Origin of the sequence: Streptomyces sp. W16 (assembly GCF_033194735.1) — a bacterium.
Classification (GTDB): Bacteria; Actinomycetota; Actinomycetes; order Streptomycetales; family Streptomycetaceae; genus Streptomyces.
Genome location: NZ_JAWOAI010000197.1, coordinates 1 through 16,775, shown reverse-complemented (window position 1 = coordinate 16,775; position 16,775 = coordinate 1). Strand labels below are relative to the sequence as shown.

12 protein-coding genes and 2 pseudogenes are annotated in these 16,775 nt (G+C 70.4%); 8 read left to right on the top strand and 6 right to left on the bottom strand.

What is annotated here, in order from left to right; all coding sequences use genetic code 11:
- Positions 1–631: pseudogene (locus R6V09_RS25310) on the bottom strand (PucR family transcriptional regulator); the annotation flags it as partial.
- Between the two features lie 4 nt (positions 632–635).
- Positions 636–788: a hypothetical protein gene (locus R6V09_RS25305; protein WP_317883717.1), complete on the bottom strand. Its 153-nt coding sequence runs from the start codon at positions 786–788 to the stop codon at positions 636–638.
- Between the two features lie 153 nt (positions 789–941).
- On the opposite strand from R6V09_RS25305, the gene R6V09_RS25300 reads away from it, so the two are divergent.
- From R6V09_RS25300 to R6V09_RS25280, 5 genes are all read left to right on the top strand, one after another.
- On the top strand, positions 942–1,919 hold the full coding sequence (locus R6V09_RS25300; RefSeq protein WP_317883716.1) for a DUF3068 domain-containing protein: 978 nt from the start codon (positions 942–944) through the stop codon (positions 1,917–1,919).
- A gap of 180 nt (positions 1,920–2,099) precedes the next feature.
- Complete coding sequence (locus tag R6V09_RS25295) at positions 2,100–3,296, top strand: glycosyltransferase family 4 protein (RefSeq protein WP_317883715.1); 1,197 nt, start codon at positions 2,100–2,102, stop codon at positions 3,294–3,296.
- A gap of 98 nt (positions 3,297–3,394) precedes the next feature.
- On the top strand, positions 3,395–4,120 hold the full coding sequence (locus tag R6V09_RS25290) for a class I SAM-dependent methyltransferase (RefSeq protein WP_317883719.1): 726 nt from the start codon (positions 3,395–3,397) through the stop codon (positions 4,118–4,120).
- Positions 4,117–8,331, top strand: a complete 4,215-nt coding sequence (locus tag R6V09_RS25285; RefSeq protein WP_317883718.1) for an alpha-(1->3)-arabinofuranosyltransferase — start codon at positions 4,117–4,119, stop codon at positions 8,329–8,331. The genes R6V09_RS25290 and R6V09_RS25285 overlap by 4 nt, the downstream gene beginning before the upstream one ends.
- Positions 8,328–9,620, top strand: a complete 1,293-nt coding sequence (locus R6V09_RS25280; RefSeq protein ID WP_317883714.1) for a condensation protein — start codon at positions 8,328–8,330, stop codon at positions 9,618–9,620. Before R6V09_RS25285 ends, R6V09_RS25280 begins: the two co-directional genes overlap by 4 nt.
- A gap of 110 nt (positions 9,621–9,730) precedes the next feature.
- Here the strand turns inward: R6V09_RS25280 and R6V09_RS25275 are convergent.
- Positions 9,731–9,991: pseudogene (locus tag R6V09_RS25275) on the bottom strand (hypothetical protein); the annotation flags it as partial.
- Positions 9,992–10,209: 218 nt separating this feature from the next.
- On the opposite strand from R6V09_RS25275, the gene R6V09_RS25270 reads away from it, so the two are divergent.
- Entirely contained in the window at positions 10,210–11,103 is an 894-nt protein-coding gene (locus R6V09_RS25270; protein ID WP_317883713.1) for a DUF4429 domain-containing protein, read from the top strand.
- 13 nt (positions 11,104–11,116) lie between these two features.
- Here R6V09_RS25270 and R6V09_RS25265 read toward each other — a convergent pair whose 3' ends face one another.
- Positions 11,117–11,911: a class II aldolase/adducin family protein gene (locus R6V09_RS25265; protein WP_317883712.1), complete on the bottom strand. Its 795-nt coding sequence runs from the start codon at positions 11,909–11,911 to the stop codon at positions 11,117–11,119.
- Between the two features lie 119 nt (positions 11,912–12,030).
- Between R6V09_RS25265 and R6V09_RS25260 the strand changes: the two genes are divergently transcribed.
- Complete coding sequence (locus R6V09_RS25260) at positions 12,031–12,504, top strand: pyridoxamine 5'-phosphate oxidase family protein (RefSeq protein WP_317883711.1); 474 nt, start codon at positions 12,031–12,033, stop codon at positions 12,502–12,504.
- A gap of 18 nt (positions 12,505–12,522) precedes the next feature.
- Here R6V09_RS25260 and guaA read toward each other — a convergent pair whose 3' ends face one another.
- A complete protein-coding gene (gene guaA, locus R6V09_RS25255) occupies positions 12,523–14,091 on the bottom strand; it encodes a glutamine-hydrolyzing GMP synthase (protein WP_317883710.1) in 1,569 nt (522 codons plus the stop codon).
- Between the two features lie 357 nt (positions 14,092–14,448).
- Here guaA and R6V09_RS25250 point away from each other — a divergent pair, with 357 nt between their 5' ends.
- A complete protein-coding gene (locus R6V09_RS25250) occupies positions 14,449–14,718 on the top strand; it encodes a chorismate mutase (protein ID WP_317883709.1) in 270 nt (89 codons plus the stop codon).
- Between the two features lie 582 nt (positions 14,719–15,300).
- Here the strand turns inward: R6V09_RS25250 and R6V09_RS25245 are convergent.
- Positions 15,301–16,437 carry a hypothetical protein gene (locus R6V09_RS25245; RefSeq protein WP_317883708.1) on the bottom strand — a complete coding sequence of 379 codons (1,137 nt, stop codon included), beginning with the start codon at positions 16,435–16,437 and terminating at the stop codon, positions 15,301–15,303.
- Positions 16,438–16,775 lie beyond the last annotated feature (338 nt).

The window sequence follows — 16,775 nt, the reverse complement described above, 5'->3', positions numbered from 1 at the left end:
AGACCTTGTCGGGCAGCGGCCAGCCGATGCGGGCGGCACGTTCGGAGAGGGCCTCGGCCGGGTCGCCGCGGTGGTGCTCGGCGAGGAGGAGTTCCATCAGCCGCCGCTGGAGGCGCAGCCGCTCCCCGGCCTGTCTCGCGGCGGCCTCCGCGTAGCCGCGCACGGACTGGTCGACCAGCCCGTCCAGGTACTCGTAGCCCGCGTCCACGAGTTCGTACATCGCGGGCGGCGGGATCTCGACGCGCTGGCCGATATCGGCGAAGCACCGCCAGGCGAGCCGTACGCCCATGCGGTAGATCGCCTGGAGCGAGTCGAGGCTGCGGCCGTGCAGACCCTCGCCGCGCCCGAACTCCTGGAAGACGCCCGGCGGTACGGTCGGGCGGCCCTCGGCGGTCTCCAGGTGCTGGACGAAGACCTCGATGGCGCGGCGGATGCCGATCAGGGCCATGGGCTCGCCCGACTCGTCGAGGACCAGGGGCAGTTGGGGGTGCTCGCGGCGGATCTCGCGCAGGATCTCCTCGGCGAGCGCGGGCGCCTCGGCCATGGCGATCGCGGCGAACTCGCGCACTTGGAGGCGTGGCACAGCCAGCCATGCCGAGCGCGCGGTCACGGCCGCCGGGCGGGCGGGCACGGGGTCAACTCCCCTGATCCGCTTGCTCGTAGGTGATCAGTGGGGTGTTCGGCTGGTCGGGCCTGGCGTCGAGCAGGGCGACGACACCGAGCGCGGCGCCCACGGCGAGGGCGGCGGCCAGGGCCATGGTGAGCGCGGCGACGAGCAGTCTGGACATCGCAGGGTCAGCCTCTCTGTCCTGAGGTCCGTGCGCCCGACCCTGCCCGTCGGCCCAGTGTCGGCAGACATTGACACTCCGTCAAGGGGCGCCTACGGTTCCCGGCCCAAGAGCGGCCCGAACTCCGAAACCAACCTTCACTGGAGTGTCCGGATGCGCCGTACAGCCTCTCCACTTTCCTTGATCCTGTTGGGACTTGGCACGTTTCTGCTGGTCCTGGCGCCGCTGCTGGCGTGGTACGTCGAGCCGCGGGCCGCCGTGACGCCGATCGACATCGACACGACCGCCGTGTACCGGGGCACCGGAAGCTACTTCGACACCGGTGAGTTGCGGACCGTGGACGACAAGCGGATCACTGTCACCCAGCAGGTGCGCGGCGATGTCGCGGACAGCGAGAAGAGCGGGGACGCGGTGTGGGACGTCACCACGACCGTCGACACCGACAAGTCGCTGCCGGCCGCCGATCCGCACGACGCGCTGGAGTTCTTCCCCAACCGGTGGGTCACGGACCGTAAAACCAACAAGCCCGTGCACTGCTGCCACGAGAATCCGTACTTCGAAGGCGACGCCTTCCTGAAGTTCCCGTTCGACGTGCGGAAACAGGCCTACCAGTGGTGGGACAACTCCCTTGGCGGGACGGTCACTCTGCGCTACTCGGGGACCAAGAAGGTGCAGGGCTACTCGGGTTACGTCTTCAAGGGCACGGTCCCGCCCACGAAGATCGGCACCCGGCTGGTCCCCGGCAGCCTCGTCGACCAGCCCAACTCCCCCCAGACACTTGCCGAGGAGTGGTACTCCAACCACGGCATCGAGCTGGTCGTCGACCAGCGCACCGGCCGGGTGATCTACGCCCAGACCGGCCCCCGGCGCACCCTGCGCGCCCCCGGCCACGCCTACGACGCGGTGCTCCTCCTGGACGCCGACAAGCTCGCGTTCACCACCGCCACGCAGCAGGAACAGGTGAAACTCGCGAAGCGGGAGAGCGGTCAACTGCGCCTGGTGGGGCAGTCGTTGCCGATCGGTACCGCTGTGGCCGGATTCGTCCTGGCCGTGATCGGCGGCGTTTTGGTGCTACGAGGACGCCGGCGCCCCGAATCACCCGCTTCACCCGAGTATCCGCCCACGATGTGACGTGACGTCAGTTCTAATAACCCCGGAAATTGTCACGCGGGTGAGTAGCCGTCAGGAACGGCGAAGCGAAAACTGTCCACCCACCCGAGCACAGCCCGCCCACAGAACTCCGCACCGCGCCCGCCCTTGCCCGCCCTTGCCCCCGCAGAGTTCCGCACCCCGAGACGAGTTGGAGCACCCATGCCCCAGCACGTGCCCCACCCTCCCCCGCCCTCGAATTCACTCGGGTGGGGGGACCCCCACCGCACCGCGTCTCCACCGGCCGCGCAGCACACCCCGGCGCCGGTGCCACAACCGCGCCGCATCGTCTTCCTCGCCCACCGGGACCTCGACAACCCCTCGGCCGGCGGCTCCGAACTCCTCGTGGACAGACTCGCCGACGGCCTGACCCGACTCGGCCACCAGGTGACCCTGTTGTGCGGCGGCCCCGCCGCCTACCCCGCCTACCGCGACTACCGGGTCGTGTCGGCGGGCGGCGCCTACGGCCACTTTCTGCGCGCCCGTACGGCGTTCACCCGGCGGATCGGTGACTGCGATCTGCTGGTCGAGGTGTGCAACGGCATGCCCTACTTCGCTCCCGTCTGGCACCACGGCCCCACCATCTGCCTGGTCAACCACGTCCACACGGACGTGTGGAGGATGCGGTTCGACGGCCCGATGGCCCCGGCGGCGCGGATCGGCCGACGACTCGAACAGTGGGCGCTGACCGGTGCGCAGCATCGCGGCCTGCTGGTCGCCGTCTCTCCCTCGACCGCGCACGCGCTGCGCGGGATCGGGATCGAGCGGGACCGGATCCGGGTCGTCCACAACGGAGTTGAAGAACCCGGTCCTTGTGCCGAGCGCTCGCCGGAGCCGCTGTTCGTGGCGGTGGGTCGGCTTGTCGAGTACAAGCGGATCGATCTGCTGCTGCGACTGTGGGAGCGGGTACGTCCCGTGGTCGGCGGGCGTCTTCTGATCGTCGGTGACGGTCCTGAGCGTGGGTCTCTGGAGCGACTCGCGGGGCCCGGGGTGGAGTTCACGGGCCATGTCTCGGAGGCGAGGAAACACGAACTCCTCTGCGCCGCTTGGCTGTTGCTGCATCCGTCCGCGCTGGAGGGGTGGGGCTTGGTCGTGACGGAGGCGGCGGCCCGGGAGACTCCGGCGATCGCTTTCGACGTACCGGGGTTGCGTGACTCGGTCGTTGATGGGGAGACCGGTGTGCTGGCGCGTGGGGAGTCTTCCTTCGCGGCGGCCTGGTGTGCGCTTGCGCTGTCCGCGCGGCGGCGGGAGGCGATGGGCAAGGCTGCGCGTGACCGTGCGGCTCGCTATCGCTGGGATCGGACGGTGAGACAGTTTCGCGCGGTTGCCTCTGAGGCGGTGAGGGGCTGGGGGTCGTGAGGTGGGTGCGGGTGCGTCGTGGCTGGTCGCGCCCCGCGGCGGAGCCGCATATCGATACAGCCCCGCGCCCCTGTCGGGGCGCCCCAGTCGACCGGCGTCTGAAAGATCCCTCTTTTCGTCGGTCCCTTGGTCTCTTCCGTGCCTTCCTGCATGAACAGGATGACCCGGAGGCCTGCTACTCGCTGCTCGCCCGTGACGCCGCCGATCAGGTCGAGGCTTACGACGAACCCGTCGCCGGACGCACGGTCGTCGATGTCGGTGGTGGTAGTGGCTACTTCACCGAGGAGTTTCGGCGGCGCGGGGCCCACGCCTATCTTTTCGAGCCGGATGTACGGGAGTTGGGGCAGAAGCCGCCGGACGGGACGGTCATCGCGGACGGGTATCTCCTCCCGCTGTCCGACGGGGTCGCGGATGTGACCTTCTCGTCCAACGTGCTTGAGCATGTGGCGGATCCGCAGACGTTTCTCAGTGAGCTGACGCGGGTGACCCGGCCCGGTGGGCTGATCTATGTGTCGTTCACCAACTGGCTGTCCCCGTGGGGCGGTCACGAGTGGGCGCCCTGGCACTACCTCGGCGCCGAGCGGGCCCGCGCCCGCTACCGGCGGCGTACCGGCAAGTCCGCCAAGCACACCCTCGGCGAGAACCTGTTCGCCGTGCACATCGGCGCCACCCTGCGGCAGGTCCGTGCCCGCGACGACGTCACGGTCGTCGCGGCACGCTCCCGCTACTGGCCCTTCCTCGACCGAGCCGTCGTAAAGGCGCCCGGGATAAGGGAGTTGGCCACCTGGAACCTCCTCCTCATCCTCCGGCGGTGTCCACCATGACGGCGACCACGGTCCAGACACCGCCTCCGGCGGCCGACCCCACCACCACGACTCTGGCGGGGCCCCCGGAGGGCCCGAGGTCGTGGCGCTGGCTGCTGGGGTTCTGGGCCGTGGTGTTCGTGCTGTTCCTGGCCGTGCACCCGGGTCGGCAGACCTTCGACACCAAGCTCGGCGTCACCGTGGACCCCGGCCAATTCCTGTCCGACCTGGGCCAGTTGTGGCACGACCGGGGTTCCTTCGGCGGTATCCAGGACCAGTACGCCGGTTATCTCTGGCCGATGCTGCCGTTCTACTGGCTGGCCCACGCCGTGCACCTGCCGGTGTGGCTCGCGGAACGCCTGTGGCTGTCGCTCGTCGTCTCGGTCGCCTTCTGGGGCGCGCTGCGGCTTGCCGAGCGGCTGCGTGTCGGCACCCCCGCGTCCCGGCTGCTCGCCGCCGTGACCTACGCGCTGTGGCCGGTGTTCACGATCGTCGTCGGCTCGACCTCGGCCGCCGCGCTCCCCGGCGCCTTCCTCCCCTGGGTCCTGCTGCCGCTGACGAACGAGCGCTACACGGCCCGGGTGGCCGCCCTGCGCTCGGCGCTGATCGTCCCGTTCATGGGCGGAGTCAACGCGGCGGCGACCCTCGCGTCCCTGTTCCCGGTCGGCCTGTATCTGCTCTCCCGCCCGCCCGGACCACGGCAGCGCAAGCTGATCGCCTGGTGGGTGCCGGGGGTCGTTCTGGCTACGGCATGGTGGTGGATCCCTCTCCTCATGCTCGGTGTCTACGGCGAGAACTTCCTTCCCTACGTGGAGACTTCGCAGACCACGACGGACACCATGTCCGCGACGGAGGGCCTGCGCGGGGCCGGCGACTGGGTCGCCTATCTGCACCTCGGCGAGGCCTGGATACCGGCCGGCTGGACCGTCGCCTCCTCGGTGATCGTGATCGTCTGCTCGGCACTCGCGGCGGGCCTCGGGCTCGCCGGGCTGGCCCGACGTGACATGCCGGAGCGGCGCTGGCTGGTACTGGTCGCGGTGTCGGTCGCGCTGATCCTGTTCGCCGGGTACGGCGGCTCGTTCGGGGCGCCCTTCCACGGGCTGGTCCAGGACTGGCTGAACGGCCCGCTCGTCCCCTTCCGCAACATCTACAAGTTCCAGGCGGGCCTCGCCCTCGCACTCGTCCTGGGCCTGGCCCACCTGGTGGGTGTGGCCGCCGAGACCCGCGGAGCCCGCCCGGTCCGGGGCCGTCGGCTCGGCCCGCTGATCGCGGCGATTCTCGTCCTCCCCGGCCTGGCGTGGCCGTATCTCAACGGGTCGATCCTGAACCCGGGTTCGTTCCAGCAGCTCCCCAAGTACTGGCAGTCCACGGCCGATTGGCTGCACAAGTACTCCCCGGACTCCCGGGCCCTGGTCGTCCCGGCGACCGCGCACGGCATCTACACCTGGGGCTCCCCCATCGACGAACCCCTCGACGTCCTCGCCGACTCCCGCTGGGCGGAACGCGACTACGTCCCGATGGGCACCCCCGGCAACCGGCGCGCGATGGACGCGGTGGAGCAGGCACTGGCCACCGGCGGCGAAGTCCCGGGCCTGGCCGACTACTTGAGCCGGGCCGGCATCTACTACGTCGTAGTCCGCAACGACCTCGACCCCGACCAGATCGGCTACGTCCCGACGACCACCGTCAAGCGCGCCCTCGAACAGTCCGGCTACCAGCGGGTGACCGGCCTCGGCCCGGTCATGACCGGCGGCCGGATCGCGGGCGGCACCCCGCTCCAGGTCGAGGGCCTCTACCCGCGCCGGCGGGCGGTGGAGATCTACGAGCCGACGAGCAAGGACGTGGTACGGCCGGGCCAGGCGGGCCTGACGCCGGTGGCCGACACGGCCCTGGTCTCCGGGGGCCCCGAGTCGATCCTGCCCCTGGCCACCGAACTCCGGGGCCGGGCAACGGTGTTGACCGGCGACAACCACCCGGGCCTCGGCTCCCCAGCCCTCCAGATACTCGGCGACGGACTGCGCCGCGCGGACACCCGGTTCGGCCTGGTCGACGCCAACACCTCGTACACGTACACCCCCGACGAACGCAACGCGCCGGACGCCGTCCAGGACGCGGGCGAGAAACCGAAGCAGATCCTGCCGACGAAGGGCATCGCCCATCAGACGGTGGCGGAGCTGCGCGGCGCGCGCTCGGTGACGGCTTCCTCCAGCGGCAACTGGCTGTTCCAGCTGCCCCAGTTCGACCCGGTGAACGCCTTCGACGGCAACCCCGACACCGCGTGGGCGGAGGGCGCGGCAGGCTCCCCGAACGGGCAGTGGCTGCGCATCGGCTTCACGGGCGGGTCGTACGACATGCCGAGTTCGTTCAAGGTGACCCCGCTCCCGCAGGAGAGCGTGCGGGCGGCGGCCACAGAGGTGAAGGTGCAGACGGCGAAGGGCTCGACGACCAGTTACCTCCAGCCGAACGGCATGACGCAGACCGTCAAAGCCCCGTCAGGCACGACGAGTTGGATGAAGCTGACGATCGTCGACTCGGTGGCCCGCCGCACCGGTCTCACCGGCGCGGGTTTCTCCGAGATCGCCCTGCCGCACGTCCAGGTCACCCGGCTTCTGAAACTCCCCACCGACGCGAACACCTCCGACGCCGCCGCCGAGATCATCTCCCTGCACCGCACGGCCGACCCGACCGGTCTCTCCCCGACGGGCACGGAAGCGGGCCTGCACCGCACGTTCTCGACCTCGACGGCGGGAACGTACGACATGAAGGCGAGCGCGGTGGCGATCCCCGGCGAGGAGCTGGACAGACTCCTCTACGAGGTGGCCCCCGCCCAGCAGCACCGCATCACGGCGACGGCGGACTCCACGGCGGCGCTGGGGACGGGTCTCTCGGCCCGCAACCTGACGGACGGAGACCTGACGACGGGCTGGGTGGCGGGCGACCGCCCCACGATCCACCTGACCTGGACCGGCAAACAGGCCGTGGGAGAAGTGGTGTTGGCCCCTGCGGGCGGCCTGTCGACCCGCGCGACCGAGGTGGACATCAGCTCGCCCGACGGCGCGACGATCGCCGGCGTCGACGAGAACGGCGTGGTCCGCTTCGACCCGATCACCACGGACCGCCTCGACATCACGATCACGAAGACGGCCCCGCTCACGCTCCACAACCCTGTCGCCGACGAGAACCTCCAACTCCCCGTGGGCCTGACCGAGGCGTACATCCCTGCCCTCGACCAGTACCGCACCCCTCAACCCGACCCCACCCGCACCTTCACGCTGGCCTGCGGAAAGGGCCCGGTGGTGGCGGTGGACGGCGAGCTGTACCAGACGAGCGTGACGGGAACGGTACGGGACCTGACCGAGCGCCGAGCCGTGGATGTGACCCTCTGTCAGGAGGGGCGCGGCGACCCGGCGTTGGAGCTGACGTCGGGCACGCACCGGGTCGAGGCGGGCGACGCGGGACCCCTCTCCCTCACGGATGTGACACTCACCCGGGGAAGTGTCACAACGGCGACGGAGCCTGGCCGGGAACTGCGGGTCGTGGACTGGCTGGGCGACCGCCGAGAGGTGACGGTCGGCTCGGGCACGGCCTCGTACCTCACCACGTACGAGAACTACAACGACGGCTGGAAAGCCACCCTGAACGGCAAGCAACTGTCCCCGGTCCGCCTGGACGGCTGGCAACAGGGCTGGCGCGTACCAGCAGGCGCAGGCGGCACGATCAAGCTCTCCTACACCCCGGCGACGACATACGAGGCAGGCCTCATCGGCAGCGGAGTAGCCGTGGCGGTCCTCCTGGCCCTGGTGATCTGGCGCCGCCACGAGCCCAACCCCGACGAGTTCCAACCACCCCCGCCACTGCCGGGCTTGTGGCTGGGCACGGTGGCGCTGACGCTGGTGGGAGTGGTGATCGCGGGCTGGTTCGCCCTACTGGTACCGGCGTTGGCGTTGCTCGCATACCGCCGACACGCGTTGCTCGTCCCGATCGCGTTCGCGGCACTGGCGGGCGCGGGAATCGTGGCGGCGACGGGTGCGGGTGATCCGGTGGGCGCGGGCGAGGGCGCCTTCAGCAGCACGGCCCAACTCCTGGCCTTGATAGGCCTGTTCGCGGGACTCGTAAGCACACGCGAGTGGAGCAGCGCCCCGTCAGGGGCGCGGGGCCGTGACATTGGCGGCTCCGCCGCGCGGGCGCGACCAGCCCCCACCGACCCGCACCAAAAGGACGCCCCCCAATGACCACACTCGACCACCCTCGCTCCCCCACCCGCATCCCCTTCCCCACAGTCGACGAAATCGCCCGCCACTGCCACCAGTCCACCGAACCGGAAACCGTCCACATCGAGGTCCACCTCCCCGGCCCCATAAACCCCGACCGGCTCCGCACCGCGTTCACGCAGGCCCTGCACCTCCACCCCCGCATCCTCATGCGCGAGGCCCCGGGCCCCTGGTACCGCCGCCGCTACGAATGGGAGTTGACCGACACCCCGGACGTGGAGGTGGTGACCTTCCCACCCCCCACCCGAGACACCCTCAAACAGGCCCGCACCCGCTCCCTGGACCAGGCCCCACCCCTGACCGCATCCCCACCCATCCGCTTGGAAGCCGTCACCCTCCCCCACGGCACCACCCTCCTGCTCACCGTCAACCACACTGCCCTGGACGGCCCCGCCTGCCTCCGCGTCCTCGCCACCGCTGCGGAGCTGTACGGCGGTCACTCCAACGCCCCGACCGCCCCACCGACCCGCCCCCCGGACACCCCGGAACCCCTCACGGCCACCCCCTCCGTATGGACCCCGCCCGCCCGCGTCGCCCACGGCACCCCCGACCCGTCCCCCGGCGGCAACGGCCTCCTCGTCACCGAACTCGGCGTCCCGCACCGCCCCAAGGGCTCCCCGTACACCGTGAACGACCAACTCATGGTCACGACGGCCCTGATGATCGCCCACTGGAACCGCGAACACGGCGCACACCCCCGCCCGCTGCGCATCACGATGCCCGTCGACGACCGCCCCCGAGGCACGGACATGCCCATCGGCAACGGCACGCGACTCGTCGAAGTCACCTTCGCCCCCGACGAGTTGGCCCACGCAGCAGACCACCGCATGGGCGAACTGCTCCACCGCACGGCGACCCGCACCCGCACCCTCAAGGCCCTCACCCGCCCCCAACTCGGCCACGGGGCAAGCCTGTTGACGGCTCCCGTCGTCCCCGTCGCCTGGCGGGCGACCCTCACCCGGGGCCTGCGCAGAGCAGCCGCGCCCTGGACCTCGACCACCCTCCTGAGCAACATCGGCCGTATCCCGTACGCCCTGGACTTCGGCGGCAGCACGGGCCGCGCGCACGCCGTGTGGTTCTCGGCCCCGGCCCGTATGCCCCGCGGCCTCACCGTGACCACCGCCTCCACCGCCGGGAAGCTCCACGTGGCGCTGCGCTGGTCCCGCACCCTCCTCGGCCCGGGCGACGGCGCCCACCTCCGCGACCTGTTCGAGCACTACCTGCACACGACGGAGGAGCACGAGGAATGACAACCACCGCCCCGCACCACCCCGACCTCCGCGACTTCTACGAGAACCCCGCCGTCCCGGTCGCCTCCGGCCCCTCCCGCACCCTGCGCCAGGCCCACGTCCTGGCCGCCGCCCTCGGCCCGGCCGCGTTCGGCGACGTCGTCGGCGGACTGGGTCAGTTCGTCCGAGACCCACTGCCGGGAGGCGGACGCCGAGTGCGCCACCGCCGCGGGCAGACCCTCACCGGCCGCGAAGCCGTCCCGCTTGACGAGGAACGCGGCGACCGCGCGCCGATGCCCCTCACGTGCTCCGTGCGGGCAGTCCCCGCAGGTGCAGCCACCTCCGTGGGCACCGATGGGCTCGCCGCCCTGTCTCGCCTCCTGCACCGCCACGCCCGACGCCTGCCTTCCCCACGACCCTCATGGACCTCGGCCCTCGACCCCGGGCCCTCACGTTCGGCGACCGGCTCCGAAGCCTTTGGCCACCGCCTTGCAACTCCCGCACGACAACAGCGGATTGTGCCCTACGGGACACGGCTCGCGTCCGGCAGGTCTGGTCAGCGCGGGTGAAGTGGGCGCCGCCGTGTTGACCCGGCTGCGAGAATTTCCGTATGGCCGAGATCATCCAGCGCGACGGGACCTGGGCCTTCGACGGCACAACGGTCAGGATCACACCGGGACTTCACCGCTCCGTGCCACTGTTCCGGCAGACGTACGGCGAGGTCGCGGTGCCCCTCGAAGCCGTCGCGGGCGTCGTCTACGAACCCGAACGCAAGCGCGGCCGGCTGCGGCTGAGGCTGCGCGAGGGTGCCGATCCGCTGTTGCAGGCGACCGGTGGGCGGCTGCCGGACGCGGCGGATCCGTACCGGCTGATCGTGGACATCGACCGGTCCGGGGTCGCCGAGTACGTGGCGGAGGAGATCCGGCACGCGCTGCTCCTGGACCAGATCCCCAAGGAGCCCACCAAGGCCTATCTCCTCCCCGGCCCGCCGGTCCCGGTCTCGGTCCGGTCCTCCGACGGCACGGTGTCCTTCGACGGCGCCCAGGTGCGTATCGACTGGGCGGACACCTCCGAGCGCGTCAAGCGGGCGACCGGGCCACGCATCGTCTCCGTGGGCGATCTGGTGCAGGTGGAGTGGCTGCCCAACTCCGGCTACGAGGACGGGTTCATGCGGTTCGTGACCCGGGAGACGGTGTTCTCCAAACTGCCGCCGGAGAAGGATCCGTACGCCCTCGACCTGTGGGGCAGCACCCGCCGTGATCTGCTCACCGCGCTGGTGGCGACGGCGGTGACCGCGCGGCTGCCGCATCCGTCGGCCCGTGAGCGGGAGAACGGCGAGTTCACGGACCGCCCGCCGCGGGCGGCCACCGTTCCGCCACCGGCCGACCATCACGACGTACTCCTGCGCAGGCTGCGGGAGTTGGGCGAGCTGCATCGGGAAGGGGTGCTCACGGACGAGGAGTTCAGGATGACCAAGACGGCGGTGCTGCGCGGTTTCAGCTGAGCGGCTCCGGCCTTCAGCTGAGGAGGTCCGGTTCGCTGCGGCTGATGTCCTGCCACAGGGGCTGGTAGTTGATCCACGCGACGAGGTCGCCGCCGGTCTGTTCGCGGGTGGCGACGGCGAGTTTGTGGTCGATGAGGAGAGGTCTGCCGGCCGCCTTGGCGAGGAGTTGCACTTGGCAGGAGCGTTCCATGGACATGAACCACCAGGCCGCCGCGTCCACCGAGTCGCCGACGGTCAGCAGGCCGTGGTTGCGCAGCACGAGTGCCTTGCGGGAGCCCAGCCCGGCGGCGATCCGCTTGCCCTCCTCGGCGTCGACGGAGACCCCGCTGTAGGAGTCGTAGAGCGCGTGGTCCTCGTAGAAGGCGCAGCTCTCCTGGCTGATCGGGTCCAGGAAGTCGCCGAGGGCGGAGAGAGCGCGGCCGTGCACCGAGTGGCAGTGGGCGACGGCGACGACGTCCGGGCGGGCGGCGTGGACCTGGGAGTGCACGGTGAAGGCGGCCTGGTTCACATGGTGGCCGCCCTGGAGCACCTGGCCCTCCGAGTTGGAGAGCACCAGGTCGCTGACGGTGACGTGCCGGAAGGGCATCCCGAAGGGGTTGACCCAGAAGCAGTCGGTGAACTCGGGGTCGCGGGCGGTGATGTGCCCCGAGACCCCGTCCTCGAAGCCGAGCCGGCCGAACAGGCGCAGGGCGCCCGCGAGCCGTTCCTTGCGGTGCCGGCGTTCGTCCTCGACCGACTCGTGCATCGGCGGCATGGCGAACCGCAGCCGGTCGGTGGGCAGGGGGGAGGGCGGCGTCGGCCCGTGCATCGGTCCTCCAGCACTGGGTTTGTTGTAAGGGCGAGAAGTTACCGCCGGTCGCCCGAAAAGGGCAGTGCAGGTCTGTAAAGAGGACAGAGGTTGTCGGTTATCGGCGGAACACTCGCCCTATGACAGCGAACTGGGCCACCTTCACCGCCGCCGAACCGGACCTCGCCGCGACCGTCGAGGAGCGCTTCGGTGCCTTTACGCACCATGTCCTGGCGACCCTGCGCAAGGACGGGTCGCCGCGTACGACCGGGCTCGAAGTGCGGTTCCTGGACGGCGAGTTGTGGCTCGGGATGATGCCCGACTCGCTGAAGGCGCTGGATCTGCGGCGCGATCCGCGCTTCGCGCTGCAGGCGAACCCGGGGCCGGGGACGGACACACACGGCGGGGATGTGCGGGTCTGCGGGCGGGCGGTGGAGGTTACGGATGCCGGGGTGAAGGAGGCGTACAGGAAAGAGGTGGAACCGCCGGAGCCGTTCCACCTCTTCCGCACCGAGCTGACGGAGGTCGTGCGGACCTACGTGGAGGACGAGAAGTACCTCGTCGCGCAGGTCTGGAAGCCCGGAGAGCCGGTGCGGACCCTCAAGCGGACCTGATCGTCACAGGGAGCGGGACTACTCCCACTCGATGGTGCCCGGGGGCTTCGAGGTGATGTCGAGGACGACGCGGTTGACGTCGGCGACCTCGTTCGTGATGCGGGTGGAGATCTTCGCGAGGACGTCGTACGGCAGGCGTGACCAGTCGGCCGTCATGGCGTCCTCGCTCGACACCGGGCGCAGGACGATCGGGTGGCCGTAGGTGCGGCCGTCGCCCTGGACGCCGACGCTGCGGACGTCCGCGAGGAGGACCACCGGGCACTGCCAGATGTCGCGGTCGAGGCCGGCCGCGGTCAGTTCCTCGCGGGCGATGGCGTCGGCGTCGCGGAGCAGGTCGAGGCGCTCCTTGGTGACCTCGCCGACGATGCGGATGCCGAGGCCGGGGCCGGGGAACGGCTGGCGCTGGACGATCTCGTCCGGCAGGCCGAGCTCCTGGCCGACCATCCGGACCTCGTCCTTGAACAGCTTGCGCAGCGGTTCGACCAGCTCGAATTCGAGGTCTTCCGGCAGGCCGCCGACGTTGTGGTGGGACTTGATGTTCGCGGTGCCGGTGCCGCCGCCGGACTCGACGACGTCCGGGTAGAGCGTGCCCTGCACCAGGAAGGCGACCTCGGGGCCCTCGTCCGCGATGATCTCGGCCTGCGCCTGCTCGAAGACGCGAATGAACTCGCGGCCGATGATCTTCCGCTTCTGCTCGGGGTCGGAGACCCCGGCGAGCGCGCTGAGGAACCGCTCCTCCGCGTCGACGACGACGAGCTTGACGCCGGTCGCGGCCACGAAGTCCTTCTCGACCTGCTCGGTCTCGCCCTTGCGCATCAGACCGTGGTCGACGTAGACGCAGGTCAGCTGGTCGCCGATGGCGCGGGCGACAAGGGCAGCCGCTACGGCGGAGTCGACGCCGCCGGACAGACCGCAGATGGCGCGCTTGTCGCCGACCTGCTCGCGGATGAGGGCGACCTGCTCGTCGATGACGTTGCCGGTCGTCCAGTCCGGGGTGAGGCCCGCGCCCCGGTACAGGAAGTGCTCCAGGACCTGCTGGCCGTGCGTGGAGTGCATGACTTCGGGGTGGTACTGGACGCCGTAGAGCTTCTTCTCGTCGTTCTCGAAGGCGGCGACCGGGACGACGTCCGTGGACGCGGTGACGGTGAAGCCCTCGGGGGCGGCGGAGCAGGCGTCGCCGTGGGACATCCACACCGACTGCTCGTCCGGGGTGCCCTCGAAGAGGGTGGAGGACGACCTGGAGACGTGCAGTTCCGTACGGCCGTACTCGCGGGCGCCCGTGTTGTCGACGGTGCCGCCGAGGGTCGTCGCCATCAGCTGGAAGCCGTAGCACATGCCGAAGACGGGGACACCGGCGTCGAAGAGCGCGCGGTCCAGGCGGGGGGCGCCCTCCGCGTACACCGACGAGGGGCCGCCGGAGAGGATGATCGCCGCCGGGTTCTTGGCGAGCATCTCCGCGACCGGCATGGTGCTCGGCACGATCTCGCTGTAGACCCGGGCCTCGCGGACGCGGCGGGCGATGAGCTGGGCGTACTGCGCGCCGAAGTCGACGACCAGGACGGTGTCGGGGGCGGGGGTCGCTGACACGGGGGCGTGGCCTTCCGGCGGTGGGGCGGGGGGTCTGGGTACCGATTCTAACGGGGGTCGCGTGGGGCACCTCGCCGTGTGCTGGGGGCTCCGCCCCCAGACCCCCGGGCCTTTGCCCACCCACCACCCGTCTCGGTCCGCCACAGAAGTCCTGTGGCATACTCGCCCCATGCTCCCGCACCCGACCTTCCTCTTTACCTATGGCAACCGGCCCGCCGGCTGCCATGGTCGAGCTGCTTGAGTTACTGACAAGCGACTTTCCAGGCGCCCCGGGCCGACAAGGCCCGGGGCGCCTGTCGTTTTCCGGGTCGTGTCGCTTCGGGGTGGCCCTTCCGGATTTCCGACGAGGAGCCTCTTATGACCGCCAGTACGCCCACCACCACTCCCGAGCAGACCATCGCCGACGCCCGTGAGCGCATCGACGCCCTCGACGACCGGATCATCGGGCTGATCCAGGAACGGGTCGCCGTGTCCGCCGTCGTCCAGGAGACCCGGATCGCCTCCGGCGGCCGGCGGGTGAACCTGTCCCGTGAGAACGAGATCCTCGGCCGCTACAGGGACGCGCTCGGCAAGCCCGGCACCTCTCTCGCGATGACGCTGCTCGAACTGTCCCGGGGGCGGATCTGAGTTCGAGCCCCGTCTCACCCGTACGGCGCGTGACCGCTCCGCCAACCGCTTCGTTGGTGGGGATGTCCGTGCCAGCCAGGGGCGGGCCCGAAAGAACCACGCGTGGCTCGCTGGGGCGATGAGACGTACGGATCGTGCCGTGCGTCGTGGGACCTCGCTCCAGGCTCGTGACCGGACGGCAGGGGACAGCAGCCCGGTCACCCAAGAGAACGGTCGGCTCCGGGGACGCCCGGGGCCGCCCGGCGGAATCTGCAAAAATGCACAAAGCCGGATCGAACGGTTGCGGAGGCCGCGTCCATCCAGCACGATGCCTAGAAGGCCCCCGAGTTCCCCTCAGAGCCCCAAGTCCCAAAGCAGTCAACCGCATTGCGGTGCACCGTCCCACTGCCAAAGGTCGAGACCAAGCGCGCGCCCCGTGTGCGCCGGGGAGCCGACCCGGGGCACTTCAGACAACTTGATACCAGCGGCGCAACCCCCCGGCGCCGCTCCCCAGGCACCGGCGCTGCCCTGACGTCGGTGCTGACGGAGAAGGGCCCCGCGGCTCCGTCCCGCGGGGCCCTTCGCTTGCGTTCTCGCGTGTTCCTAGGTCCGGCTCACCGTCCCGCAGCTTCCCTGGCTCTTGCCGATGTCCCGGCTGCGGTCGTACGGGTCCGTCGTCGGGCCGGAGGGCGTCGCGCCCGTGGGTGACGACGTGGCGGCGGAGTCGAACTGCGGGTGCAGATAGCCGTCGTAGATGTCGCAGGCCGAGTTGCCGAAGTCCGCGTTGTTGAGGGTGAGGGTCAGCAGGCCGGGGGTGACCCGCCAGTGGGCGGGGTCGAGGATCTCCAGGTCGATCACCCGGCGGACGATGGTGCGGGCGACCTCGGTGGAGCCGTCGGTCCTGACCAGCGGGTAGACGAAGGTGTAGTCGGAGTGGATGGTGACACCGCCGTCGGAGTCCTTCGCGAACGTGATGCGTCCGCGGGTCTTCACCACCTTGCCGACCAGTCGTACGTCCTTGGGGTCGAAGCGGCTGAAGAGCAGCGTGGGGTCCTGGGCCTTGGAGGGTGTGGTCAGGGACGCTTTCAGCCGGTCGAGCACCTTGGGCTGCTTCGGATCGAGGATCGCCAGCGCGGCGGACGGGCGGTCGCCGCGGATCGTCTTCGGGTCGAGGTTGGCGGCGACGAGCAGGATCTTCGTCTGCTGGAGGGCCAGTTCGACCTGGTCCTTCGAGAACGTTCCGACGGCCGTCGCTTTCGGCAGGATGATTCCGGCCTCGCCGTCGGCCCAGTTCAGCGCGGGTGAGCCGGCGAACGGCCGGTCCAGGGTGGGGGTTTGGGGGTTCACGGCGGAGGGCGCGGTGGTCGGGGCCGCGGTCTCCGGGGCGAGCGGGGACGCGCCGGCGTCCGAGTCCGCCTTGCCCCCGAAGAGGTCGCCTGGCAGCAGCGAGGGTTTCATCGCGACCACGGCGACGGCCACGGCGACCGGGACACCGAGGGCGGCCCACAGGCGACGCCTGCGCCGGGCCCGCCCGTTCATCTCCTGCCAGGCCGGACCGGTGCGCCAGCCCTCGGGTTGCTCGGCCCTCTTCAGCCGCTCGGTCACCTCTCGGGCGCGCGCGGACGGTTCCTTCTGTGCGGAGGCCCGGATGTCACGCTCCGTGTCACGGGCGAACTTGTCCCAGACGTCGTCGGGGATCTCCGGGGTCGAGGACGGTTCCTCGGACGGTTTGTCAGACACCAGCTAGTTGTAGGCGCCCGAAAGCGTGTTCACAAGAAGAACTTGGGTGTGACACAGCCCACATAAGGATTACGTGAGGATCGGCACAACCCTTCACAGGTTTCCCGGGTCACACCTGCAGAACAAGGGCCACACCCGCGCCCCACACGCGGAGCCCTCCGACCAGCGTGCTGCGCTGTTGCAGCACACCGGACTTCTTGAGGACTTCATGAAGCTTCGCCGTGTCATGGCCACGGTCGCCGCGACGGCCGCCATAGCCCCCCTCGCCCTGTTGTCGGCGCCGGCCGCGTTCGCGGACGGCGAGTCGCCGGACACGTCGGTCAGCAGCCCCGCGGCCG

Excerpts from the sequence above, each read along its gene's own strand:
- R6V09_RS25260 (WP_317883711.1), top strand. The coding sequence starts at position 12,031 with ATGACAGCGAACTGGGCCACCTTCACCGCCGCCGAACCGGACCTCGCC.
- R6V09_RS25305 (WP_317883717.1), bottom strand. The coding sequence starts at position 788 with ATGTCCAGACTGCTCGTCGCCGCGCTCACCATGGCCCTGGCCGCCGCC.
- R6V09_RS25300 (WP_317883716.1), top strand. The coding sequence starts at position 942 with ATGCGCCGTACAGCCTCTCCACTTTCCTTGATCCTGTTGGGACTTGGC.
- R6V09_RS25295 (WP_317883715.1), top strand. The coding sequence starts at position 2,100 with ATGCCCCAGCACGTGCCCCACCCTCCCCCGCCCTCGAATTCACTCGGG.
- R6V09_RS25280 (WP_317883714.1), top strand. The coding sequence starts at position 8,328 with ATGACCACACTCGACCACCCTCGCTCCCCCACCCGCATCCCCTTCCCC.
- R6V09_RS25265 (WP_317883712.1), bottom strand. The coding sequence starts at position 11,911 with ATGCACGGGCCGACGCCGCCCTCCCCCCTGCCCACCGACCGGCTGCGG.
- R6V09_RS25250 (WP_317883709.1), top strand. The coding sequence starts at position 14,449 with ATGACCGCCAGTACGCCCACCACCACTCCCGAGCAGACCATCGCCGAC.
- R6V09_RS25270 (WP_317883713.1), top strand. The coding sequence starts at position 10,210 with ATGGCCGAGATCATCCAGCGCGACGGGACCTGGGCCTTCGACGGCACA.
- R6V09_RS25285 (WP_317883718.1), top strand. The coding sequence starts at position 4,117 with ATGACGGCGACCACGGTCCAGACACCGCCTCCGGCGGCCGACCCCACC.